Raw genomic sequence first — 24,452 nt, forward strand, 5'->3', positions numbered from 1 at the left:
CCCAACGCCACCAAGGCCATCTATATAAACATACGTGATACCCCGTCGCGCGACCTGGGAGCCTGATAGCGAAAGCTGCCGCTTACGGATTACGGGCAGTATATAAATTTAGGATGACCGTACTCTACGTGCCGTCGCCGTCGACCGACGACACGTCCGCCGCTCCAGAGACCGCGTTCGCCGGCTGCTCGTAGAGGTGACACGCCGCCGGATGCTCGTCGTCCTGGAGGACCGGGCTACGCGTCTCGCAGACGCTCTCGAAGTGATCCGCGAGCGTCGCCGCCGCACCCTCCCAGTCGTCCCGCGCCAACTGCTCGAACGCCTCGTCGAGCAACGCGCGGGACTTCCCGCCGACGACCGACGGGTCCTCGAACAACTCGCGCCACAGCACGTCAACGAACGCGTCCACGGAGGCTGGCATACTCCCACTGCCGTCGACGGCCGTTCCGCCGTCCGTCGCCGTCACCTGGGACTCCTCCGCCGCCATGTCCCACGCCAACGCCAGGTCGATGGACTCGTCCTCGATGCGCTGCCGGACGCTCATCACCTCCCGGTAGGCCTCCTGGGGGAGGTCGACGTGCTCGGGCGGGATGACCTGCGGGCAACGCGTCCGGAAGTGACAGCCCGACGGCGGGTCGATCGGACTCGGTACGTCCCCTTCGAGGATGACGCGGTCGTCCGTGTTCACGGTCGGGTCGGGAACCGGAATCGACGACAGCAACGCCTGCGTGTACGGATGCTTCGGGTCCGCGAACAGCGACTGCGTGTCCGCGACCTCCACGACCTCGCCCAGGTACATCACCGCGACGCGGTCGGAGACGTGCCGGACCACACTGAGGTCGTGCGCGATGAACAGGAACGTCAACCCGAACTCCTCCTGGAGGTCCTCCAGGAGGTTCAGGATCTGTGCCTGCACGGACACGTCCAGCGCACTCACGGGCTCGTCGCAGACGATGAAGTCCGGGTCGACCGCGAGCGCTCGCGCGATGCCGACGCGCTGGCGCTGCCCGCCGGACATCTCGTGGGGGTACCGGTCGACCTGGTCGCGCGACAGTCCGACCTCGTCGATGAGCTCCAGCACGCGCTGGCGCTGCTGTTCGCGTCGACTCTGCCCCTCCGGCGGTCGCTCCTCGGGCAAGTCGTGGATTTTCAGGGGCTCCATGAGAATCTGCCCGACGGTCATCCGCGGATCCAGGCTCGACAGCGGGTCCTGGAAGATCATCTGCATGTCCCGGCGCTTCGCGCGCAAGTCCTGCCCGGACAGGTCCGCGAGGTCCTCGCCAGCGAACACCACGCTCCCGTCGGTCGGTTCGAGCAACCGGAGGACGGTCTCGCCGGTCGTCGACTTCCCACAGCCGGACTCGCCGACGAGCCCGAGCGTCTCGCCCTCGCGGATGTCGAAACTCACGCCGTCGACCGCCTTCACGCTCTGGGGCTCCCGCGACAACCACTTGTCGAGGAGGTCGTCAGCCCGCGAGAAGTGCTTCTTGAGGTCCCGCACCTCGACGAGCGGCTCGCCGATCGCGGTCTCGTCGTCCGACCGGATGCCCTCCTGGCCGCTCGCGTACTCGCCCTCGTCGAACTCGTCGAGCACGCACTTCGAGACGTGGTCGACGCCCACGCCGCCGTGCTGCTTGTAGGGGATCTCCTCGCCGACGCACGCCTCGTGCGCCCACGGACACCGGTCCGCGAAGTGACACCCCTCGTCCATGTCGATGAGGTCCGGGACGTTCCCCTCGATAGGCGTCAACCGCTCCTTGTCCTCCCGGGGAATCGACTCGAGGAGCGCGTACGTGTACGGATGCGACGGGTTCGCGAAGATCTCCTCCACGGGCCCCTCCTCGACGACGTTCCCCGCGTACATCACCGCGACGCGGTCGCACGTCTCCGCGACGACGCCGAGGTCGTGCGTGATGAACAGGACGCTCATCCCGCGCTCGTCCTGCAGTTCGTTGATGAGGTCGAGGATCTGCGCCTGGATGGTGACGTCGAGCGCGGTCGTCGGCTCGTCCGCGATGAGCAACTGGGGCTGGCACGCGAGCGCGATGGCGATGAGGACGCGCTGACGCATCCCCCCGGAGAACTCGTGGGGGTACTCGTCGAGCCTGGCGGTGGGCTCCGGGATGCCGACCTCCTCGAGGATGTCGACGGTGTCCTCGAGGACCTCCTCGCGCATCGCATCTCCGCTGAACTGCGGGAGGATCTCTCGGACCGCGTTCCACCACGTGTCCGGAGAGCGGTCGCCGTACCGATGGAGGCGCAGGCTCTCCGCGACCTGCTCGCCGACCGTGACCGCCGGGTTCAGCGACGTCATCGGGTCCTGGAAGATCATGCTCATCTCGCCGCCGCGCACCGACCGCATCGCCGGTTCGGGCGCCTGCGTCAGGTCGACGACGCCTCGACTCTCGTCGACGAAGTTCGGCGCCTGCTTCGGGTACTCGTTCGCGAACCGTTCAGCGAGGTCGCGGTCCTGGAACTCGACGCTTCCCTCGGCGACGTAGCCGGGGTCGTCGACGAGCCCCATCGCCGACAACGCCGTCACGGACTTCCCGGACCCGGACTCGCCGACGAGCCCGACGGTCTTCCCTTCCGGGATGGTCAGGTCGAAGTCCTCGACCGCGCGAACGGTCCCTCGCTCGGTATCGAACCGGGTGTGCAGGCCGGAGATGGAGAGTAGATCAGTCACTATCCGCACGTGGCTCGGCCACCCGTGAAAAACGTTTCCACACGAACCCCGTCGCGTCCACGCGAACCTCGTCGGGTCGAAGATGCGTTCGTCGCGCCGACGAGCGGAGACTGGTGGTTCCGCCCGTCGGGCACGCGCTCGCTTCCAAAACCCTCTTGGAGCGCGGTCACGCGGAGTCGAGCATGAACGAGGACCACGTCGACGTCGACCCGGAAGAGCACCTGCCGCCCGAGGGCGTCCTCGACCACTGGGACGCGGTCGTCGCGGACATGGAGGCGACGGTCGAAGAGTACCGCGAAGAGGGGTGGGACGTCGTCGAGGTGTTCCCCGGCGACATCGCGCCGACGTCCGGGCAGCACGCGACCGTCGACCGCTTCGGCCTGGACCTCGTCGTCCCCGGCGAACTCGCGCGTGAGCTCTCCGAGCTCGTGACGGCCGACGACGCCGCGTTCGACGCGTGCTCGGTGTTCCGCGCGGTCGAGACCGGTATCGTGTTCCTCGTCATCGTCGTCGAGGATACCGACCGCGGCATCGCCGTGATCGCACCGGCGTTCTACGACAGCGACGACGAGGTCGCCCAGGACATGGTCGAGCGAGCGACTCGCGAGGGCGAGATGCGGACGCACGTCCGCGACCTCTCCTCGGAGCACGTCGCGACGTTCACGCACGACGACCCGTCGCTGTTCTTCCCGCCCGCCAAGGAGTGAACTCGCGTCCCAGCGCGCGAGCTCCGTGGCACGTTCGAACCCCGAGTCACCACGCAAAGTAGTCATATTTCCAACTACTGTCGGACATTGGTTGCCGGAGTGACGGCATCCGCGTTTCGGGGTGGAGATACCCCCGCCAGAAGCGCCTCAACCGGGCCTTGAATCGCAAGACGAAACCGGTTTCGACCGGTTCGCGCCCGGACGGGACGACGACCCGCTTTCACCCGTCGTTCAACCGGCCACTGAGAACCAGCGAACTCCGCTTGAAACCGGGCAAGAAGCGCTATACCAACCGAAAACGCCTCGAACGGTTCTCCCCCTTTATCTACGACCCTCCCACACGGTAGGATAGCGTTCACCGCCGACGACGCGTCGGCCGCGAACGCAGAGGCAGGCCAACCCGACACAACGGGCGGCTCGATTCCACGCACGTATCGCGGTGGACGGTCCTGTCGGCCATCACGGGGGTGGAGGCCGATTGCGGCGCACCACACCATTACGCTCTCTCCCGATTCCCGACCTCGACGAAGAAGAAGCTTACTCGCAGCCGAAGCCACAGCAACCGACGTAACCGACGACTACTCGTCGCGTAACTCCTCGCTCGCCTGCCGAACCTCGCGCATCACCGACGAGATGCGTTCCTCGGCGTTCAGCTCCTCCTCGACGGAGAGGTCGACGCCCTCGACCTCCAGCAGGAACTTCGCGACCTCCGTCGACTCGTACATCACGTCGTCCAGCTCCTCCGCCGTGAAGAAATCACACATCGCCCCGTAGAGGAACGTCGCCCCCGCCTTCCGGACCTTGTCCTCGAACGACGACCGCGCCTGGTTCACCGCCTGCGGCGTGTACGTGTCCGTCATGAACGGCACCAGCTCCGGGAGGTTCTCCCCGATCTTCGTCATCTCCACGCCCGTCTCCGTCCGGAAGTCCGCGCACAACCGCGCTATCGCCCACTCCCGAGCGGTCACGTACGTGCGCTCCCGGATGAAGTCGTTCACGCGCTCGTACTGCGCGCCGTCCATCTTCGTGAACCGCTCGTACTTCTGGACGTCAGCCGGCACCTCGTCGTCGCTCGGCAGGTTCGACTCGTCCGGCACACCCGGCGACGGCCCGTCGCCACCCGACTGCTCGGTACCACCCGCAGGCCCGCTGTCACCCGAGTGTTCGCTGTCGCCCGCAGGCTCGCCGTCGCTGCTCGCAGCCACCGGTTCACGCCCATCGTCGTCGTCCGCCGTCGCCGGCGGGTTCTCGGTCATACCCGGCCGTTGCCCGGCCCACGCCAAAAAGCGTTCGCCCCCACCGAGACGCGCCCGAACCCCGCGCGAACGCAACTCGGACGGCTTTTAGGGCTGGACGCGGTATCCCGGATATGAGCGATACCGCCGAGCGCGTCGCCCTCGCGTGCCCTTCGTGCGCACCAGCGACGCAGACGGTCCACGAAGTTCTCACCGCGACAGGCGCCCAGTACACCGTCCGCTGCACCGAGTGCGACCACACGCACAAGACCCGCATCGAGGAAGAGACCACGATCGACATCGACGTCATCGTCAGCCAGGACGGCGAATCCTTCAGCTCCAGCGCCGACGTCCCCGCCGAAGAGGAGCTCGCGGTCGGCGAGGAGTTCGTGCTCGACACGCCCGAAGCCCTCATGACCGTCCGCATCACGAGCCTCGAACTCGACGAACAGAAGCGCCGTCAGGTCGCGACCGCCGAGGACGTCGAGACCATCTGGACGCGCGAGGTCGACAACGTCCCCGTGAACGTCACCGTCCACCCGCGCGACGGCACGCACGACGACTCGCGCTCCATCAAGGTGTACGTCCCCGGCGACTTCGAGTTCACCATCGGCGAGACCGAGTCCTTCGGCGAGGACGAGTTCACGATCAAGGGCCTGAACGTCCGCGAGGACGCCGTCGGCTACGACCGCGACAGCCTCGACCACGAGGGCGACAGCGTCGTCGCGAAGGACGTCAAGCGCGTGTACGCCTGGGACGAGAACACCACCGCCTGGTCCGCCTGGTAACCGGAGCGAAGCGCGCTCGACGTCGCCCCGACGCGAACTTTCTTCTCGACGCGAACCAACGCCTAGACCGTGACGCTCAACTTCGCCGAGCGGCGCGACGCCCTCGTCGACCGGCTCGCCGACCGCCGCGACGTCACGCGGCAGTCGACGCTCGACGCGATGTGTGCCGTCCCCCGCGAGGCGTTCGTCCGCGACGGCGACCGCTCGGCGACCTACGAGGACCGCCCGCTCCAGATCGCGGACGGACAGACGATCAGCGCGCCGCACATGGTCGCCATCATGACCGACGCGCTCGCGCTCGACCCCGGGGAGCGAGTGCTCGAGGTCGGGACCGGCTGCGGGTATCACGCCGCCGTCACCGCCGAGGTCGTCGGCGCCGCGAACGTCTACAGCGTCGAGTACAGCGACCACCTCGCCGAAACGGCTCGCGAGACGCTCGCCGAACTCGGGTACGGCGACGTCGACGTCCGCGTCGGCGACGGTCGCGACGGCTGGCCCGAGCACGCGCCGTACGACGCCGCGTACCTGACGTGCGCCGCGAGCGACCTCCCCGACGCGGTCGTCGCGCAGGTCCGCGACGGCGGCCGGCTCCTCGCCCCCATCGGCGACGGCCGACAGCGACTCGTGTACGCCGAGAAACGCGACGGCGGCCTCGACCGCGAGGACCGCGGCGGCGTCCGGTTCGTCACCATGCGGGACTGACCGCCAGCGACTGACCGCCAGCGACTGACCGCCAGCCGCCGCCGCGGACACCCGCGAGCGGCGGACTTACGGCGCACGCGACCGACCGGCGTCGTATGAACGACGACGCACGCGACGCACTCGCGACCGTCGCCACGCTCCGCGCCGCACGCGAGACCGGTGCACTCGACGCGCTCCTCGACGACGCCGACACGCCGAGCGACGTCGCTGCCCGCACCGACCTCGACGCTCGCGCTGCCAGCGTCCTCGTCGACGTCCTCGCAGACCGCGGGTTCTTCGACGCCGTCGACGGCGCGTACGAACCGACGAACCGCGCGCTCGGCCTCCTCACGAAGACCGACCTCCGCTCCATCGGCCCCACGCCACGCGAGATCGACGTGTTCGACGCGTACGCCGCCCTTCCCGAGACCCTCACCGACGACGACCCCGTCGCCGCCGCCCGGGACGCACGTAGCGACGACCACGAACGCAACCGCCTCGGCGCCCACCAGGCCACCCCCGACGCGGCCGTCAGCGCCGCCGTCAGCGCCGCGCAACGAACCGCACCCACGGCCGCGACCGTCGTCGACGTCGGCGGCAGCCCCGGACAGCACGCCACCGAGTTCGCCGCCCGCGGCCACGACGTCACGCTCCGGGACGTCCCAGCCCGCATCGACGCCGCACGCCCACTCCTCGCGCCACGCGACGTCGAACTCGACCCCGGTGCACTCACCGACACCCTCCCCGCGACCGACCTCGTCTTCGCCACCGACCTCACACCACGCCTCGACGACCCCGCCCTCGAGGACTTCGCAGGCACCGCCCACGACGCACTCGTGCACACCGCCGGAACCGAACACCCACCCCACGCACCCGAGCGCGCACTCGTCCTCGTCGAACACCTCCAGGACCACTCCCCACGCACGCCCACGCACCGCCTCGACGCCCTCGCAACCGGCCACCCCGGCGACCACCGCACCGAAGACGCCCTCCGAACCACGCTCGAGACCGCCGGCTTCCAGCGCGTCGACGTCCACGCCATCCCCGGACTCGACGCCCACGCCGTCGCCGCAACCCCACGAAGCACTTAATCCCTCGCACCCGAACCTCCGAGTATGGAGCCCGCGGCGCTGCGAGAGGACATGGTCGACAGCCTCGAACACGACGCCAAGAGCGTCGTCGACACCGACAGCGTCGGCCTCGCCATGCGAACCGTCCCCCGCGAAGCGTTCGTCGACGACGAACGCCGCGCGTACGCCGACCAATCCCTCGAACACCGCGGCACGCGTGTCCTCGCCCCCAGCACCGCCGGCCGCCTCCTCGAAGTACTCGAACCAACCCCCGGCGACGACGTCCTCGTCGTCGGCGCCGGCGTCGGCTACACCGCCGCCGTCCTCGCCGAGATCGTCGGCAGTCGGAACGTCCACGCCGTCGACATCACCCGCCCGATCGTCCACGACGCCCGACGGAACCTCGCCGACGCCGGCTACCCCGAAGTCCTCGTCGACTGCCGCGACGGCGCCCGCGGCCTCCCCGAGTACGCCCCCTACGACCGCATCCTCGTCGAAGCCGCCGCCGTCGACCCACCACGCGCACTCCACGACCAACTCGTACCCGACGGTCGACTCGTCCTCCCACGCGGCCACGGCCCCCGACAGACCCTCACCGCCGTCGCCGCCGACGGCACCGAAACCACGCACGGCCCCGTCGCCTTCCACCCACTCCTCGCCGACGGCGAACAAGCCGGCGCCATCGAACGCAACCGCACCGCCCGCGAAGACGCCGAACGCGCCGCCCGCGCCGCCCAATCACAGACCGGCTGGGAGCAAGACTGGATTGAGTGGGACTGACCGCCCCGCGCACCCCACAGACACCGACCCGCACCTAGTCGTCATCGACCACCAACAGCATCTCGTTCTCCCGATCGTCGACGAACCCACCGCTCGCCGGCGGCTTCACCACCACCTCGACCGTCCCCTGGTCGCGATTCGCAGCCAACGACGTCGACACTGACACCGACGCCCGCCCATCCTCGCCCGTCCGCCCCGTCACCACCCCATCCAGGTCCGCCGACCCCGACGTCAACACCACCGTCGCGTTCTCCACCGGCTCCCCCGCATCGTCCACCACCCGCACCGTCACCGACGACTCGCCCTCCGCCACCACCGCCGGCGTCGGTCGTGCATCCACCTCGTGCACCGCCAACCCACCCACACCAGCGAGCATGTTCATCATCACCGACAGACTCGCCACACCCACCACGAGCGCGATCACGAGCCGAACCGGTAACCCCTCGATAGCACGACCATCACGACCGAACACAGCCAGACGCATACCCCACCCTCGCCGCCCCCTCCCACAAGAACCCACGCACCAACAACCCCCACGACCAAGCGCCAACCGCCCACTTCACGGAGTATCAAACGACCACTTGAGTCTCCGGGAACACTAATACCATCCCACCAGAAGACAAATCCGTCGACGGGACTGCCTGTCATCCACCATGGAGACGCCTGTCGACGATCCCCCCAACGGTGGCACCCTGGTGATGGAAGTACCCCAACGCCACCGCCTCTGACACCTTCCTTTCAGGCCCACGCCCCACAGAGACACCCACAGCGCGACTCACACCCAACGCCATCGCTCACCGAACACGACACCTCTCCCACGAACACGCCCACCGAACGCAGGTAGGAGCGACGAACGACCTCCTCGTTCGTTGCTGAAAGTAGAAAGCGCCCGAGGCGGGATTTGAACCCGCGTCACGACCGTGACAGGGTCGTATGATGGGCCACTACACCACCCGGGCCTACACCACTCACTTTCGCGCGGGGTTATTAATGCGTGTCGATGTGGCATTGGGGCGGTGACCGCTCCCACACTCGATTCTCCTCAACTGAACCGGTCCGTGAGCCGGAACTCGTCAGCCCAGTTGATACGCGACCGTGGTGCACCAGCAGAGGGATCCTCGACGCGCAACCGCATCTCTCCAGTCCCAGTAACCGACATCGGAACCCAATACACCTCGTCCGTCTGCGGGGCGTACACCGCGAACGCGTCAACCTCCCCGGGCTCGTAGGACTGATCGACTCGCCCCTCTTCGTCGACCGTCGAACTGTACAACTTGAACCGAACCGTTCCGTTCACCCAGCTCCCCGTCTTGCACTGCACGCGGAACAACTCGCCATCTTCGTCCACGACGAGATCGTATCGATCACTGTCACCGAACGGTATCGAGACCGTCAGTCCACATCGCATCAACGCGCTCAGTACAATCGATTCGGAGATATCACCACGACGTGACGGATTCATACACTCGCTCGTCGCGTCATGTTCTGAAAACCATCGCCCCATTCGCCTTCCTGTTCAGGGCAGCGTCGTGCCTCTACGAACGAACCACCCGTAGAAGCCGAACCCCGTTCGTCGTCCCATCGAGCGGGAGCTGTCCGCGCAGAGAACGGGCATCGCTCAGGGGTTAGCGTTCGAAGAAGCGCCCGAGGCGGGATTTGAACCCGCGTCACGACCGTGACAGGGTCGTATGATGGGCCACTACACCACCCGGGCTGCACTCTCACGTATCGCGGTTAGACGATTAAGGCTTTCTACTCGGGACGAGTGTGGGTGTGTTCATCGTGGCACAAACGCTTTATATCGGTAGCGTTCTTAGGTAGGGTAAGGTCGGTGGCCCGCCGTTGCCGCCCTCTGCCTCCCGGCGGGTCGCGAGAGTGGCAATGCCGCGCGCGTACTTGGCAAGTGTTAAATGCCTCCCGTCTGTATGAGCCTGTAGTATCTCGTGACAGCAGTTTCTCCCGCCCGCCAGACACACTCATGGTAAATGTAAGCCAACACGAACTCGTGCCAGAGCACACGCTCCTCGAAGAGGACGAACTCGAGGAAGTGCTCGAAGAGTACGATATCGACCGTACCGACTTACCGAAGATCAAGCGGAAGGACCCGGCGCTACCGGACGAGGCGAGCGTCGGTGACGTCGTCAAGATCGTTCGAGATTCGCGAACAACAGACACGGCCGTCGTGTACCGACTTGTTGTAGAGTAAAATAATGGATAGAGAAAATAGACGCGTTATCTCGAAGGAGTATTTCGGGAAGGATCGCCTCGCTGAACATCACTTCCGGTCGTTCAATTCGTTCCTGAACCGGGGGATGCAGCAGGTCGTCGACGAGAAGGAGACGATCGAGACGGACATCGGTGACAAGGAGGGTGAGGAGCCGGTGTTCGTCGAGTTGAGTGACGTTCGCGTCGTCACGCCGCGTGTACGCGAGGCGGACGGTTCGGAGGAGCTCTTGTATCCGCAGGAGGCACGCCTTCGGAACATCACGTACTCCGCGCCCGTGTTCATGGAGATGTCCATCGTGAAGGGCGAGGAGGGCGAGGAGCGCGTCGTCGACAAGACGGAGACGAAGGTCGGTCGGATGCCGATCATGGTCGGTTCCGACAAGTGTAACATCGCTGGGTTCAGCGACGAGGAGCTCATCGAGATCGGCGAGGACCCCGCCGACCCTGGTGGGTACTTCATCGTGAACGGCAGCGAGCGCGTGCTGATGACGAGCGAGGACCTGGCGCCGAACAAGATTCTCGCGGAGTACGACACGAAGTACGGCGACGAGATCCAGGTCGCGAAGACCTTCTCGCAGCGTCGTGGCTACCGGGCGCTCGTCCTCACCGAGCGGACGCGCGATGGGCTGCTCGAGGTGTCGTTCCCGTCGGTGTCGGGGTCGATCAACTTCGTGACGCTCGTGCGTGCACTCGGGCTCGAGTCCGACGAGGAGATCGTCCATCGGGTCAGCGACGACCCGGAGGTCGTGAAGTACATGCTGGAGAACCTGGAGGCTGCGGAAGTGCAGACCGAGGAGGAGGCCATCGAGGCGCTCGGGAAGCGCGTCGCGAGCGGCCAGGGGAAGAACTACCAGCTGAAGCGCGCGAACTACGTCATCGACCGGTACCTGCTCCCGCACCTCCACGAGGAGGGCGTCGAGGAGGAGGAGACGCGCATCAACAAGGCGTACTACCTCTGTCGGATGGCGGAGGCGTGCTTCGAGCTCGCGCTCGGTCGCCGCGAGTCCGACGACAAGGACCACTACGCGAACAAGCGCCTGAAGGTGAGCGGGGACCTGATGAAGGACCTGTTCCGGACGGCGTTGAACAAGCTGGCGCGTGACGTGAAGTACCAGTTGGAGCGTGCGAACATGCGGAACCGGCAGCTGTCCGTGAATACGGTCGTTCGTTCGGACGTGCTGACGGAGCGCCTCGAGCACCCGATCGCGACGGGGAACTGGGTCGGCGGGCGGTCTGGGGTCTCCCAGCTCGTCGACCGCACGGACTTCATGGGCGTCCTCAGTCACCTGCGGCGCCTCCGCAGTCCGCTCAGTCGCTCGCAGCCGCACTTCGAGGCGCGAGACCTGCACGCGACCCAGTGGGGTCGCATCTGTCCGTCGGAGACGCCGGAGGGACCGAACTGTGGGCTCGTGAAGAACTTCGCGCAGGCGATGGAGCTCTCACAGAACATCGAGGACGAACAGGGCTTGAAGCGACAACTCGACTCCATGGGCGTGGAGGGTATCCCGGGGCTGCAGGGCCAGGGGCACGATCAGCCCGCTGACGACTAACATGAGTAAACAGCAACGCGAAGCGAAGGTGTACGTGAACGGTAGTCTCGTCGGGACACATCCCGAACCGCATCAGCTTGCCGACCAGATCCGCGAGGAGCGGCGATTCGGCGACATCTCGGAGATGGTGAACGTGTCCGTGAAGGACCGGACGCGCGAGGTCATCATCAACGCGGACGCGGGGCGTGCGCGCCGGCCGCTCATCGTCGTCGAGGAGGGCGAGCCGCTCATCGACGAGACGGAGATCGAGGCGCTCGAGGACGGCGAGCTCGAGTTCCAGGACCTCGTCGACAACGGTCGCATCGAGTTCATCGACGCGGAGGAGGAGGAGGACATCCTCGTTGCCGTGGACCGCGAGGACGTCACTGCGGACCACACGCATCTCGAGGTCGACCCGCAGCTGATCTTCGGGATCGGTGCGGGGATGATCCCGTACCCCGAGCACAACGCGAGTCCGCGCATCACGATGGGTGCGGGGATGATCAAGCAGAGTCTCGGGCTGCCGAGCGCGAACTACCGGATCCGGCCGGACACGCGCCAGCACCTCCTGCATTACCCGCAGCTGTCGATGGTGAAGACGCAGACGACGGAGCAGATCGGGTACGACGACCGGCCGGCGGCGCAGAACTTCGTCGTCGCCGTGATGTCCTACGAGGGGTTCAACATCGAGGACGCGCTCGTGATGAACCAGGGCTCCGTGGACCGTGCGCTCGCTCGCTCGCACTTCTTCCGGACGTACGAGGGCGAGGAACGCCGGTATCCCGGTGGCCAGGAGGATCGCTTCGAGATCCCGAGTCAGGACGTGCGTGGTGCGCGCGGTGAGGAGGCGTACACGCACCTGGACGAGGACGGTCTCGTGAACCCGGAGACGCGCGTCGGCGAGAACGACGTGCTGCTCGGGAAGACGAGCCCGCCGCGCTTCCTCGAGGAGCCCGACGACATGGGTGGTCTCAGCCCCCAGAAGCGCCGCGAGACGTCGGTGACGATGCGTTCCGGCGAGTCCGGTGTCGTGGACACGGTGACGTTGATGGAGGGCGAGGACGGCTCGAAGCTCTCGAAGGTCTCGGTGCGCGACGAACGCATCCCCGAGCTCGGGGACAAGTTCGCGTCCCGGCACGGCCAGAAGGGCGTCGTCGGTCACATCGCGCCCCAGGAGGACATGCCGTTCACGCAGGAAGGGGTCGTTCCGGACCTCGTCCTGAACCCGCACGCGCTCCCGTCGCGGATGACGGTCGGGCACGTCCTGGAGATGCTCGGCGGGAAGACGGGCGCGCTCGAGGGACGCCGCGTCGACGGGACGCCGTTCACGGGCGAGAACGAGGACGAGATCCGCGGTGGCTTGGAGGACCGCGGCTTCCACTCCTCGGGGAAGGAGATCCTCTACTCGGGCGTGTCCGGGGAGAAGATTGAGGCGGAGATCTTCGTCGGGGTCATCTTCTACCAGAAGCTGTACCACATGGTCTCGAACAAGCTCCACGCGCGTTCGCGTGGCCCCGTGCAGGTGCTCACGCGACAGCCCACGGAGGGGCGTGCTCGCGAGGGCGGCCTGCGCGTCGGGGAGATGGAACGCGACGTCCTCATCGGGCACGGTGCGGCGATGGCGCTCAAGGAGCGCTTGCTCGACGAGTCCGACCGCGAGTTCATCAACGTCTGCGGGGAGTGCGGGATGAGTGCAGTGGAGAACGTCGACCAGCGGCGTGTGTACTGTCCGAACTGCGGTGAGGAGACGGACATCCACGAGATAGAGATGAGTTACGCCTTCAAGCTCCTGCTGGACGAGATGAAGGCGCTCGGTATCGCGCCGCGACTCGAACTGGAGGACGCAGTCTGAACCATGTCGACAGGACAATCACCCAAGGAGATAGGGGAGATCAGCTTCGGGCTGATGGACCCGGAGGAGTACCGCGAGATGAGTGCGACGAAGGTCATCACGGCCGACACGTACGACGACGACGGGTTCCCCATCGACATGGGGCTCATGGACCCGCGTCTCGGCGTCATCGACCCGGGGTTGGAGTGCAAGACCTGCGGGAAGCACAGCGGGTCGTGTAACGGGCACTTCGGTCACATCGAGCTGGCGGCGCCCGTCATCCACGTCGGGTTCACGAAGCTCATCCGACGACTGCTGCGTGGGACGTGCCGCGAGTGCGCGCGGCTCTGTCTCACCGAGGACGAGCGCGAGGACTTCGCTCGCGACCTGAACAACGCGCGGAAGCTCGGGAACGACCTGAACGACGTGACGAAGGCCGCGATCCGGCAGGCGCGCAAGAAGGACCGGTGTCCGTTCTGTGGCGAGGTCCAGTTCGACATCCAGCACGAGAAGCCGACGACGTACTACGAGGTCCAGCAGGTCCTCACGTCGGAGTACTCGCAGGAAATCGCGAGCGCGATGCAGGGCGACGAGGAGGAGGACGTGGCGCCGATGGGTCGCGAGGAGCTCGCCGAAGCCACCGAGATCGACCTGTCGCGTGTCAACGAGATCCTCTCCGGGGAGTTCCGGCCGCGTGAGTCCGACCGGAAGGCCATCGAGAAGGCGCTCGACGTGGACCTCACCGAGGAGGACATGAACAAGCTGATGCCGAGCGACATCCGGGACTGGTTCGAGGACATCCCCGACGAGGACCTCGAGGTGCTCGGCATCAACCCCGACCGCAGTCGGCCGGAGTGGATGATCTTGACGGTGCTTCCGGTACCGCCGGTGACGGCGCGACCGTCCATCACGCTCGACAACGGGCAGCGCAGCGAGGACGACCTCACGCACAAGCTCGTGGACATCATCCGTATCAACCAGCGGTTCATGGAGAACCGCGAGGCGGGGGCGCCCCAGCTCATCATCGAGGACCTCTGGGAGCTCCTGCAGTACCACGTGACGACGTTCATGGACAACGAGATCTCGGGCACGCCGCCGGCGCGACACCGCTCCGGGCGCCCGCTGAAGACGCTCTCCCAGCGCCTCAAGGGCAAGGAGGGTCGATTCCGTGGGTCGCTGTCCGGGAAGCGCGTGAACTTCAGTGCTCGTACCGTCATCAGTCCGGACCCGACGCTCTCGCTGAACGAGGTCGGCGTCCCGGATCGCGTCGCGAAGGAGATGACGCAGACGATGAACGTCACGGAGCGCAACCTCGCGGACGCGCGCCGGTACGTCTCCAACGGGCCGGAAGGTCATCCGGGCGCGAACTACGTGAAGCGACCGGACGGGCGTCGGCTGAAGGTCACGGAGAAGAACTGCGAGGAGCTCTCCGAGAAGGTCGAGGCCGGCTGGGAGGTCAACCGCCACCTCGTCGACGGCGACATCGTCGTCTTCAACCGGCAGCCGTCGCTGCACCGGATGTCCATCATGGCGCACGAGGTCGTCGTGATGCCGTCGAAGACGTTCCGCCTGAACACCGTCGTCTGTCCGCCGTACAACGCTGACTTCGACGGCGACGAGATGAACATGCACGCCCTCCAGAACGAGGAGGCGCGAGCGGAGGCGCGCGTCCTGATGCGCGTCCAGGAGCAGATCCTCTCGCCGCGGTTCGGTGAGAACATCATCGGCGCCATCCAGGACCACATCAGCGGGACGTACCTGCTGACGAACCAGAACCCGCACTTCAACGAGACGCAGGCGCTCGACCTGCTGCGTGCGACCCGTATCGACGAGCTCCCCGACCCGAGCGGCGAGGAAGCGGGCGAGCCGTACTGGACGGGTCGCGACATCTTCTCGGAGCTGCTGCCGGACGACCTCAACATCGAGTTCCGCGGGACCGTCGGCGACGACGTCGTCGTCGAGGACGGGACGCTCGTCGAGGGCACCATCGCGGAGGACGAGGTCGGCGAGTTCGGCGGGCAGATCGTCGACACGATCGTGAAGGTGTACGGGACGACGCGCGCTCGCATCTTCATCAACGAGGTCGCGGCGCTCGCGATGCGCTCGATCATGCACTTCGGGTTCTCGATCGGGATCGACGACGAGACCATCTCGACGGAAGCCCAGGACCGCATCGACGAGACGATCGACGAGGCCTACGACCGCACGGAGGAGCTCATCGAGACGTACGAGAAGGGCGAACTCGAGAGCCTCCCCGGTCGCACGGTCGACGAGACCCTCGAGATGAAGATCATGCAGACGCTCGGGAAGGCGCGTGACAACGCTGGGGACATCGCCGAGGAGCACTTCGACGAGGAGAACCCGGCGGTCGTCATGGCGAACTCCGGGGCGCGTGGGTCGATGCTGAACCTCACGCAGATGGCTGGCTGTGTCGGCCAGCAGGCGGTTCGTGGGAACCGCATCAACCGCGGGTACGAGGACCGCACCCTCAGCCACTACAAGAAGGACGACCTGAGCGCTGACGCGCACGGGTTCGTCGAGCACTCCTACACGGGCGGGTTGACGCCGCGGGAGTTCTTCTTCCACGCGATGGGTGGCCGCGAGGGCCTCGTGGACACGGCCGTCCGGACGTCGAAGTCCGGGTACCTCCAGCGGCGCCTCATCAACGCGCTGTCCGAACTGGAGACGCAGTACGACGGCACGGTCCGGGACACCTCGGACACGATCGTTCAGTTCGAGTTCGGTGAGGACTCGACGAGTCCGGTCCAGGTCGCACACGACGCGGAGAGTGGCGTGGACGTCGAGCAGATCGCGGACCGCATCCTCGACAACGAGTTCGCGGACGCGCAGTCGAAGGCGGAGTTCCTCGGCGACGAGGCCCGTCCGACGAACCTCTCAGAGCACGCGGAAGCGCGTCGTAACCCCGACCTCCTCACGGAGGTGGAGTCGGATGACTGAGTTCGACGTCTCGGCGGACGTGGAAGCGGTCGTCGAGGACCGCGACATTCCGGAGGACCTCCGCGAGGACGTGTATCGCGTCGTCGAGGAGCGGAGTCTGAGCGTGGAGGCGGCCGACGAGATCGCGAAGGCCGTCGAGAACCGCTACCGGGAGACGCGCGTCGAGCCGCTCGACCCGGTCGGGACGGTGAGTGCGCAGTCGATCGGTGAGCCGGGGACGCAGCTGACGATGAACACGTTCCACTACGCGGGCGTCGCGGAGATCGACGTGACGCAGGGACTGCCGCGTCTCATCGAGCTCGTGGACGCGCGGAAGACGCCGGACACGCCGATGATGACGATCTACCTCGAGGACGAGTACGCGGAGAGCCGCGAGCGCGCCCACGAGGTCGTCTGGCAGCTCGAGGCGACGAAGATCCTCGCGCTCGGGGACGTGTCGACGAACGTCGCGGACATGAACGTCTCCATCGACCTGAACCCTGATACGCTCCAGGAGCGCTGGCCGACGGTGGCCGACACCGGCGAGATCGCCGGTGAGATCGCGGAGATCATCGAGGATTCGCTCGGTGTGACGACGATCCAGAAGGGGACGAACGTCCAGTTCGGGCCCGAGGAGCCGAGTTACCGCGACCTCCTCCAGCTCGTCGAGGAGCTCCGCGAGATCACGTTCAAGGGTATCGAGGAGATCTCGCGGGTCGTCATCCGGAAGGAGGACGTCGAGACGCCCGAGGACGAGGAACGCGAGGAGTTCGTGCTGTACACGGAAGGGTCGTCGTTCGGTGACGCCCTGGAGATCGAGGGCGTGGACGCCTCGCGGTCGTCGTGTAACAACATCCACGAGATCCATCGGACGCTCGGTATCGAGGCTGCCCGGGAGACCATCATCGAGGAGACCAACGACACGCTGAAAGAGCAGGGGTTGGACAACGTGAACGTCCGGCACCTGATGTTGGTCGCGGACATGATGACGAACCGCGGCGAGATCGAGTCCATCGGCCGGCACGGTATCAGTGGGTCGAAGGAGTCGGTGCTCGCGCGTGCGGCGTTCGAGGTCACGGTCAATCACCTGCTCGACGCCGCCATTCACGGCGAGGTCGACGACCTGAACGGTGTGACGGAGAACGTCATCGTCGGGAAGCCGATCAAGCTCGGGACGGGTGACGTCGACCTCCGGATGGGGTCGCTGTCGAAGTCGGGCGAGCAAGCGGACTGATGGCGCGGACGCTGTCGGACGAGGCGCGCCGGGTCCTCGGGCTGTTCGAGGACGTCACGGGCGCGACCGGGCTGGATTGCCTGGTGTACGACGACCGCGTGGTCGTCCTGGTCGCCCGCGGTGACATGGGTGAGGCGATCGGGCCGGGCGGCGAGCACGTCGGCGAGTTCGAGGAGCGCCTCGGGCGCGACGCGAAGCTCGTCGAGGACGCGAACACGCCCGGTGATTTCGTCGCGAACGCGCTCGCGCCGGCGGCGGTGTACAACGTCACGGTCAGCGAGAACGGTGATACGGTCGCGTACGTGGAGGTCGACGAGGCCGACACCGGTGTCGCCATCGGTGCGGACGGTCGGAACATCGAGGCGGCGCGGGCGCTCGCGCGACGGCACGTGGACGTCGACGACATCGAGTTGACGTAGGCGAGTCGGTGGACGTCGACGACATCGAGTTGACGTAGGCGAGTCGGTGGACGTCGACGACGTCGAGTCGACGTGGTCGCTCGCGACCGCGAACCCGTCGGCGTGCGTACCTATTTATCCTCGTCGTGCGTGATATCTACGTATGATTCACGAGGGTAGTGTCCGGGGTGAGCGGGCGTGAAACTGGCGATAATCGGGTTCGGGCAGGCTGGGGGGAAGGTCCTCGACGAGTTCATCGCGTTCGACCGACAGACGAAGGGGTCGGTCGTCCGTGGGGCTGTCGCGGTGAACACGGCGAAGGCGGACCTCCGCGGGCTCGAGCACGTACCCGAGGACCGACGGGTGCTCGTCGGGCAGACGCGCGTGAAGGGCCACGGCGTGGGTGCGGACAACGAGCTTGGTGCAGAGATCGCCGAGGAGGACATCGGAGAGATCCAGAGTGCGATCGACGACATCCCGACGCACGAGGTGGACGCGTTCCTCGTCATCGCGGGTCTCGGTGGCGGAACCGGCTCGGGTGGGGCGCCGGTGCTCGCGAAGCACCTCAAGCGCATCTACAGCGAGCCCGTGTACGGCCTCGGTATCCTCCCGGGGAGCGACGAGGGCGGCATCTACACGCTGAACGCCGCGCGGTCGTTCCAGACGTTCGTCCGGGAGGCGGACAACGTCATCGTGTTCGACAACGACGGCTGGCGGCACAGCGGCGAGAGCCTCGAAGGCGGGTACGATTCGATAAACGAGGAGATCGTCCGGCGACTCAACGTCCTGTTCTCGGCGGGCGAGGTCGACGACGGGGATACGGTCGCGGAGAGCGTCGTCGACGCGAGCGAGATCATCAACACGCTCGGGAACGGTGGCGTGTCCAGTATCGGGTACGCGGTCGACCACGTCGACCGTGGCGACTCCGGGTTGCTGTCGCGGTTCTCGAAGAAGCAACTGGACGACGTCGACACGACGAACCGCATCACGAGCCTCGTTCGGAAGGCGACGCTCGGTCGCTTGACGTTGCCGTGTGAGGTTCAGGGCGCGGAGCGTGCGTTGCTCGTCGTCGCTGGGCCGCCCGAGTACCTGAACCGGAAGGGCATCGAGCGCGGGCGGACGTGGCTCGAGGAACAGACCGGGTCGATGGAGGTCCGCGGCGGCGACTTCCCGATGCCCAAGGAGTCCTCGGTCGCGTGCGTCGTCCTGCTGTCGGGCGTGACGAACGTCCCGCGCGTGAAGCAACTGCAGGCGGTCGCGGTCGAGGCGATGGAGAACATCGACGACCTCCGCGAGCAGAGCGACGCGAACCTCGACGCGCTCCTGGACACGGGCGACGAGGAGCTCCCGCCGCTGTTCTGACGCCGTCGGCTCCGTCGAACCGGACGTGGGGGTCGCTGTCGTGGTTCGACGGTCGGTTTTCGACGTTCGGTTGCCGGTACGTTTAGACGGGTCGACGACGAGTTGGTGACGACGAGGATGACTGACCTGCGCGTGCTCGCGGTCGATGGGGTGGCGAGCGTCGCGAGCACGCTCGCCGCACGCGAGGCGTTCGCGGTTGCGGTGGCGACCGACGACCGGTCGCTCGCGAGCGCGCTCGCGGACGAACCATTCCAGTGTATCGTCATCGAGCACGATCCGCCCGCGGTCGACGCCGTCGAGACGACCCGGACCGTCGTGGACGTCAGTGACGCCCCGGTCGTCGTCCGGGACCGGACGAGCGACGCGGCGGTCGCCGGCGAGGTGGTCGCCGCTGGCGCGGCCGGCTACGTGCCGGCGAGCGCGGACTCGGGGACGCTCGCCGAGCGCGTCCAGGACCTCGCCGAGGTACCGAGTCGCCCGGATGGCGCGGCGCAGCGACGATACGAGGCCATCGTCGAGAGCCTCGCGGACCCCGTCTGGGTCGTCGACGAGGACGGCTATAGCGTGTTCGCGAACGAGGCCTACGAGGAGGCGTTCGGGTACTCGAAGGCGAGAGCGATGCGCGGCGACCTCCACTTCGAGGAGACGTTGACGGCGGCGAGCGCCGACCGCATCCGCGAGGTGACGGAGGCGATGATGACGGACGGCCTGGAGCGTGCGACCGTCGCGGTCGAGATGGTGACCGCGGACGGGTCGGTCGTTCCCGTGGAGGACCACTTCGCGCCGCTGCATGACGCAGACGGCGAGTTCCGCGGTGCCGCCGGTGTCGCTCGCGACGTCAGCGACCGCGAACGCCGCGAACGACGCCTCCAGGTGTTGAACCGCGTCCTCCGACACAACCTCGGGAACGACCTGACGACGATCACGGGGTACGCGGCGTTGCTCGCGGCGGACGCCACGACCGACGTGCAACGCGAGCGCGCTCGCACCGTCCAGCACGTCGCCGAACGGCTCGCGGACGCCAGCCGGAAGGTCCGCCAGCTCGGTGCCGTCGTCGACCACGACCCTCGCGACCGGACCGTCGTCGACGTCGTCGCCGCCGTCGACTCCGCGGTCGCGAACGTCCACGGACGCCACGCCGACGCCGACGTGACCGTTGACGCCCCCGAGGTCGCGCACGTGCACGCCCACCGCCACCTCGAACGCGCCATCGAACAGCTCGTCGAGAACGCGGTCGAGCACGGCTCTCCCTGCTCCCGGACGGAGTCCGGGAACAGCGTGGAACACGGTTCCACGAGCGACGGACCGGCGACCGTGCGGGTGTCGGTCGACGACGACCCAGAGACCGGAACGGTCACGGTCAGCGTGGCCGACGACGGCCCGGGGCTCCCCGAGGACGAGCGCGCGGTCGTCCTGGACGACGGCGAGATAACGCCGACCAGGCACGGGACCGGCCTCGGCCTCTGGATCGCGAAGTGGGCGGTCGATTCCGCCGGCGGCGAACTCTTCGCACCCGAGCTCGCCGACGGCGACGGCGGGGTCGTCGCCATCCGACTCGACAGAGCGCGAGTCGACCCGACGTAGGGACGACGGGGTGGGAGACGACCTGACGAGGGGACGGGGCGGGACCGAGAGTCCGCGCCGTGTCAGCGAGCGCTCTCGCGCGGGCTGACGCCGGCTTCGGCGCTACGGCGCGCGCAGAACGCGTCAACGCGCGAACCGAAACGGGCTGAGAGAGCGTTATCGGGGTCGCTAGAGCGACCTCAGGCCGTCACGCCGTCTCGAAAAGGGTGGGCTTAAGTGCCTCCGTAAGATAGCGACTTGTACTATGGCGAACGGCAAGTACGCCGCGCGCAAGCTCAAGAAGGACCGCCAGCAGCAGCGGTGGTCCGACTCGGACTACGCGCGACGAGAGCGTGGACTTCGCAAGAAGTCCGACCCGCTCGAGGGCGCGCCGCAGGGTCGCGGCATCGTCCTCGAGAAGGTAGGTATCGAAGCGAAACAGCCGAACTCCGCGATCCGGAAGTGCGTCCGGGTCCAGCTCATCAAGAACGGGAAGCAGGTCACCGCGTTCTGTCCCGGTGACGGCGCGATCTCGTTCATCGACGAGCACGACGAGGTCACCATCGCCGGTATCGGTGGGGCGAAGGGTCGTGCGATGGGCGACCTCTCGGGTGTCAACTACAAGGTCGAGAAGGTCAACGGCGTGTCGATGATCGAACTCGTCCGCGGGAACGCAGAGAAACCAGTTCGATAATCATGTCGGAAGAGGACACACCCGAACCCGAGAAGCCCGCCGGGACCGACGAGGAGGGCGCGCGCGCCCAGCTCTTCGACCAGTGGGACATCACCGGTATCGAGTACAGCGACCCGTCCACGGAGCGCTACATCACGGTCACGCCGATCGCGCACACGATGGGCCGCCACGCCGGCAAGCAGTTCAAGAAGAGCGAGCTCTCCATCGTGGAGCGACTCGCGAACCGCCTGATGCAGACCGAGGAGAACACGGGCAAGAAGCAGCAGGCCCTGCAGATCGTGCGTGAAGCGTTCGAGATTGTCCACGAGCGCACCGAGGAGAACCCGGTGCAGGTGCTCGTCGAGGCCGTCGAGAACGCGGCACCGCGCGAGGAGACGGTGCGCCTGAAGTACGGTGGCATCTCGGTCCCGAAGGCGGTCGACGTCGCACCGCAGCGACGCGTCGACCAGTCCCTGATGTTCATCGCGGAGGGCGTTCACGGGTCGTCGTTCAAGACGACGACGACCGCGGCGGAGGCGCTCGCCCAGCAGCTCACGGGCGCTGCGAACTACGACGTTCAGACGTACGCGATCAACCAGAAGGAAGAGTCCGAGCGCGTCGCGGCCGCAGCACGCTAATTTCGGTCTTTCTCTCTTCGTTCTCGACGAGTCGAGAGCGGTAGCGTCGTCGCGCGCGGTCGCGTCGTCTACTCGGGGACGCGCCCGAGGTCGACGTCGTCGAACGCGCTCGGTCGTTCGCCGTCGGTGGCGTACACGTAGAGTGCGAGGCGTGCGATGGAGCCGAGCGTCGCGGTGAAGATGTACGCGACGAACAGGAGGGAGGCGGCGACGAGGAGGGCGCCCCCGAAGCCGAGTGCACCGCCGCCGAGGCCGCCGAGGACGACGATGCCGACTGCGAGGATGGCGACGGGGAGCATGAAGAGGATGGTGACGATGCCGACGCCGAACGTCGCGCCGGCGGTCTCGCCCCACGTGTTCTTGAACGTCTCGCCGCTGCGCGCGATGGCGCCGCGGACGCCGACGTCCTCGAACGTGATGACGGGGATGACGAAGTACGTGAGGATGCTCCAGCCGACGCTGATGATGCTCGCGAGGATCTCCGCGAGGAAGTTGTCCTGACTGTCGATGAGTTGGATGATGACGCCGACGGTCGCGGAGACGGCGCTCCACGCGAGGAGCGTGCGTTTGTGCCGCCACGCCGCGCTCATCCCGCTCTTGAACGACGGTTCCTCGCCCCTGAACGCCTTCCGCGTCTCGTGCATGAGCGCGGCGGTCGTGAACGACGCGATGAACGTCGACCCGAAGTAGAGGACGAACAGGAGGGCGTACTGGAGGACGCCGATGTCGCTGCTCGCCAGGAAGAACCCGGGGACGACGAGGAGCGCGACGTACAGCAGGCCCGCGACCGACCCGACGAGCGGGAACACGGCGAGTTCCGGGTCGCCGCGGAGCACGCTGATGCTGTCCTTCGTGAGCGCCCACCCGGTCTTCAGTCGGTCGAAGAATCCCATGAGGATTACACGCCGCGCCTACGGATAAATAAGTACGGGCGAGGGGAGTGCCGCCGTCGCTCGGTCTCGCAGCGAACGAGCGTCGCGCCCGTCGCGCTCGCCGTCCGCGGGAGCCGGATGCCAGCGGGGGAGTGGTTGCGGTCGCGTCGGAGGGGGAGTCGCCGACGGCGGGGGATGGCCGCCGGCGCGCGTCGCGGTCCACGCCGAAGCGAGTCTCTCGTCGTCGAATGGGTCGCTTACGGGAACGCCTATCGTGCAGGGAACCCGCGACCCATGCACTTCTTCGACACCACCAGAAAAGAGCGTTCGCCGAACTGTCACCCGACTCTTTCTAGAATTCGTCGCGGTCGACCGACAGCACCGGCGGCCTGGGGGCCGCCGGATGCTCGTGGAGGAGGTAGCGAGAACGAACCGACGGCCTGGGGGCCGCCGGATGCTCGTGGAGTCCGTTAGTCCGCTGCCTGTTGGCCGCCGAGGGCGTACTCGCGGGTGACGTCGACGAGGGCTTTGCGGTACTCGCTCTCGGTGGGGTCGTCGCCGAGGCCGCGGAAGTGGCGTTTGAAGGAGTCGACGCTGACGCCGGGAGCGTCCTCGCCGGCGGCGTGCGCGAGGTCGTAGAGGCGGTGACCGTCGGTGACGAGCTCGTGGCGTTCGCAGAGTGCGAGCGCGAACGCAGCGTTCACGGCCGTTATCTCGGGGTCTGCGTCGGCCGTGACCGGGGTCAGTCCCGCCCTGGGTGGGGTGCCGTGGTCGCTGATGGCGGCGGCGAGACTCGCCTCGAAGAACGAGACGAGCTTGTCGCTATCGCCGAGACTGCACGTGATGTCGTCGGCGTAGATGTCCTTCATGTGGTTCGCGATCTGATAGCAGTGCGCGACCTTCCGGCGTTCGACGCTGTTGCCAGCGAGCCCGAGGAACAGGGCTTCGTCGGTGCTCTGGAGGTGCGAGGGGTGTTCCTCCTCGTACCTGGCCATGTGCGCGTACTCGTGGAGTGCGAGCTCGCGCGCCATCGCGGACGTCGCGGCTTGCTGGGAGATGTTGAGGACGTGCTTGTCCTCGTAGTGTCCGCTCCACGTGCGTTCGTCCGGGTCGCTCCGGACGTGCACGTGCACGGGGAGGGAGACGTCGTACTCGGTCTCGAAGCGGTCCTGCGCGCCGAGGAACGGAGCGGGTGGCGCACGACCCTGGACACGAACGTCCATGTTACAGTATCACAATGGT

The 24,452-nt window shown here is 66.9% G+C and carries 21 protein-coding genes and 2 tRNA genes; 15 read left to right on the forward strand and 8 right to left on the reverse strand.

Annotation, left to right across the window (positions count from 1 at the left end; all coding sequences use genetic code 11):
• Nucleotides 1-124 precede the first annotated feature (124 nt).
• Nucleotides 125-2,686 (reverse strand): ABC transporter ATP-binding protein, encoded by a 2,562-nt coding sequence (locus LI336_RS11745; protein WP_227133326.1) that lies wholly within the window; start codon nt 2,684-2,686, stop codon nt 125-127.
• A 182-nt stretch (nt 2,687-2,868) separates the two neighbouring features.
• Here LI336_RS11745 and LI336_RS11750 point away from each other — a divergent pair, with 182 nt between their 5' ends.
• Entirely contained in the window at nt 2,869-3,393 is a 525-nt protein-coding gene (locus tag LI336_RS11750; RefSeq protein WP_227133327.1) for a DUF7529 family protein, read from the forward strand.
• Nucleotides 3,394-3,971: 578 nt separating this feature from the next.
• On the opposite strand, the gene LI336_RS11755 is transcribed toward LI336_RS11750, so the two are convergent.
• Nucleotides 3,972-4,649 carry a DUF5806 family protein gene (locus LI336_RS11755; RefSeq protein WP_227133328.1) on the reverse strand — a complete coding sequence of 226 codons (678 nt, stop codon included), beginning with the start codon at nt 4,647-4,649 and terminating at the stop codon, nt 3,972-3,974.
• A gap of 113 nt (nt 4,650-4,762) precedes the next feature.
• Between LI336_RS11755 and LI336_RS11760 the strand changes: the two genes are divergently transcribed.
• The 4 genes from LI336_RS11760 (at nt 4,763) to LI336_RS11775 (ending at nt 7,947) form a co-directional block, all read left to right on the forward strand.
• Nucleotides 4,763-5,416 (forward strand): HVO_0476 family zinc finger protein, encoded by a 654-nt coding sequence (locus LI336_RS11760; protein ID WP_227133329.1) that lies wholly within the window; start codon nt 4,763-4,765, stop codon nt 5,414-5,416.
• A 69-nt stretch (nt 5,417-5,485) separates the two neighbouring features.
• Nucleotides 5,486-6,118 carry a protein-L-isoaspartate O-methyltransferase gene (pcm, locus tag LI336_RS11765; protein WP_227133330.1) on the forward strand — a complete coding sequence of 211 codons (633 nt, stop codon included), beginning with the start codon at nt 5,486-5,488 and terminating at the stop codon, nt 6,116-6,118.
• 95 nt (nt 6,119-6,213) lie between these two features.
• Nucleotides 6,214-7,188 carry a class I SAM-dependent methyltransferase gene (locus LI336_RS11770; protein WP_227133331.1) on the forward strand — a complete coding sequence of 325 codons (975 nt, stop codon included), beginning with the start codon at nt 6,214-6,216 and terminating at the stop codon, nt 7,186-7,188.
• A gap of 24 nt (nt 7,189-7,212) precedes the next feature.
• Nucleotides 7,213-7,947, forward strand: a complete 735-nt coding sequence (locus tag LI336_RS11775) for a protein-L-isoaspartate O-methyltransferase family protein (RefSeq protein ID WP_227133332.1) — start codon at nt 7,213-7,215, stop codon at nt 7,945-7,947.
• A 34-nt stretch (nt 7,948-7,981) separates the two neighbouring features.
• Here LI336_RS11775 and LI336_RS11780 read toward each other — a convergent pair whose 3' ends face one another.
• From LI336_RS11780 to LI336_RS11795, 4 genes are all read right to left on the reverse strand, one after another.
• Complete coding sequence (locus tag LI336_RS11780; RefSeq protein WP_227133333.1) at nt 7,982-8,431, reverse strand: Ig-like domain-containing protein; 450 nt, start codon at nt 8,429-8,431, stop codon at nt 7,982-7,984.
• A 402-nt stretch (nt 8,432-8,833) separates the two neighbouring features.
• Nucleotides 8,834-8,906, reverse strand: a tRNA-Asp gene (locus LI336_RS11785).
• An 83-nt stretch (nt 8,907-8,989) separates the two neighbouring features.
• A complete protein-coding gene (locus LI336_RS11790) occupies nt 8,990-9,409 on the reverse strand; it encodes a group I intron-associated PD-(D/E)XK endonuclease (protein WP_227133334.1) in 420 nt (139 codons plus the stop codon).
• Between the two features lie 179 nt (nt 9,410-9,588).
• Nucleotides 9,589-9,661 (reverse strand) — tRNA-Asp (locus tag LI336_RS11795).
• A gap of 264 nt (nt 9,662-9,925) precedes the next feature.
• Here LI336_RS11795 and LI336_RS11800 point away from each other — a divergent pair.
• The 10 genes from LI336_RS11800 to LI336_RS11845 all read left to right on the forward strand — a co-directional run bounded on the left by LI336_RS11800 (nt 9,926) and on the right by LI336_RS11845 (nt 22,338).
• On the forward strand, nt 9,926-10,153 hold the full coding sequence (locus LI336_RS11800) for a DNA-directed RNA polymerase subunit H (protein ID WP_227133789.1): 228 nt from the start codon (nt 9,926-9,928) through the stop codon (nt 10,151-10,153).
• 4 nt (nt 10,154-10,157) lie between these two features.
• Complete coding sequence (locus LI336_RS11805; protein ID WP_227133335.1) at nt 10,158-11,723, forward strand: DNA-directed RNA polymerase subunit B''; 1,566 nt, start codon at nt 10,158-10,160, stop codon at nt 11,721-11,723.
• A 1-nt stretch (nt 11,724) separates the two neighbouring features.
• The gene (gene rpoB, locus LI336_RS11810; protein WP_227133336.1) at nt 11,725-13,554 is read left to right on the forward strand and encodes a DNA-directed RNA polymerase subunit B; all 1,830 of its coding nucleotides are present in this window, start codon (nt 11,725-11,727) and stop codon (nt 13,552-13,554) included.
• Between the two features lie 3 nt (nt 13,555-13,557).
• Nucleotides 13,558-16,491, forward strand: a complete 2,934-nt coding sequence (locus tag LI336_RS11815) for a DNA-directed RNA polymerase subunit A' (protein WP_227133337.1) — start codon at nt 13,558-13,560, stop codon at nt 16,489-16,491.
• Nucleotides 16,484-17,704, forward strand: a complete 1,221-nt coding sequence (gene rpoA2 / locus LI336_RS11820) for a DNA-directed RNA polymerase subunit A'' (RefSeq protein WP_227133338.1) — start codon at nt 16,484-16,486, stop codon at nt 17,702-17,704. Before LI336_RS11815 ends, rpoA2 begins: the two co-directional genes overlap by 8 nt.
• Nucleotides 17,704-18,123 carry a NusA-like transcription termination signal-binding factor gene (locus LI336_RS11825; RefSeq protein WP_227133339.1) on the forward strand — a complete coding sequence of 140 codons (420 nt, stop codon included), beginning with the start codon at nt 17,704-17,706 and terminating at the stop codon, nt 18,121-18,123. Before rpoA2 ends, LI336_RS11825 begins: the two co-directional genes overlap by 1 nt.
• A 177-nt stretch (nt 18,124-18,300) precedes the next feature.
• On the forward strand, nt 18,301-19,464 hold the full coding sequence (locus tag LI336_RS11830; protein WP_227133340.1) for a tubulin/FtsZ family protein: 1,164 nt from the start codon (nt 18,301-18,303) through the stop codon (nt 19,462-19,464).
• 117 nt (nt 19,465-19,581) lie between these two features.
• On the forward strand, nt 19,582-21,048 hold the full coding sequence (locus LI336_RS11835) for a sensor histidine kinase (RefSeq protein ID WP_227133341.1): 1,467 nt from the start codon (nt 19,582-19,584) through the stop codon (nt 21,046-21,048).
• A 244-nt stretch (nt 21,049-21,292) separates the two neighbouring features.
• Complete coding sequence (locus tag LI336_RS11840; RefSeq protein WP_166038610.1) at nt 21,293-21,721, forward strand: 30S ribosomal protein S12; 429 nt, start codon at nt 21,293-21,295, stop codon at nt 21,719-21,721.
• A 2-nt stretch (nt 21,722-21,723) separates the two neighbouring features.
• Nucleotides 21,724-22,338: a 30S ribosomal protein S7 gene (locus LI336_RS11845; RefSeq protein WP_227133342.1), complete on the forward strand. Its 615-nt coding sequence runs from the start codon at nt 21,724-21,726 to the stop codon at nt 22,336-22,338.
• Between the two features lie 68 nt (nt 22,339-22,406).
• Here the strand turns inward: LI336_RS11845 and LI336_RS11850 are convergent, their stop codons facing one another.
• Both LI336_RS11850 and LI336_RS11855 read right to left on the reverse strand, forming a co-directional pair.
• Complete coding sequence (locus LI336_RS11850; RefSeq protein ID WP_227133343.1) at nt 22,407-23,231, reverse strand: DUF6159 family protein; 825 nt, start codon at nt 23,229-23,231, stop codon at nt 22,407-22,409.
• 449 nt (nt 23,232-23,680) lie between these two features.
• Nucleotides 23,681-24,433 carry a DUF5781 family protein gene (locus LI336_RS11855; RefSeq protein ID WP_227133344.1) on the reverse strand — a complete coding sequence of 251 codons (753 nt, stop codon included), beginning with the start codon at nt 24,431-24,433 and terminating at the stop codon, nt 23,681-23,683.
• Nucleotides 24,434-24,452 lie beyond the last annotated feature (19 nt).

This window comes from Halorubellus salinus, assembly GCF_020567525.1.
In the GTDB taxonomy this organism is placed as follows: domain Archaea; phylum Halobacteriota; class Halobacteria; order Halobacteriales; family Natrialbaceae; genus Halorubellus; species Halorubellus salinus.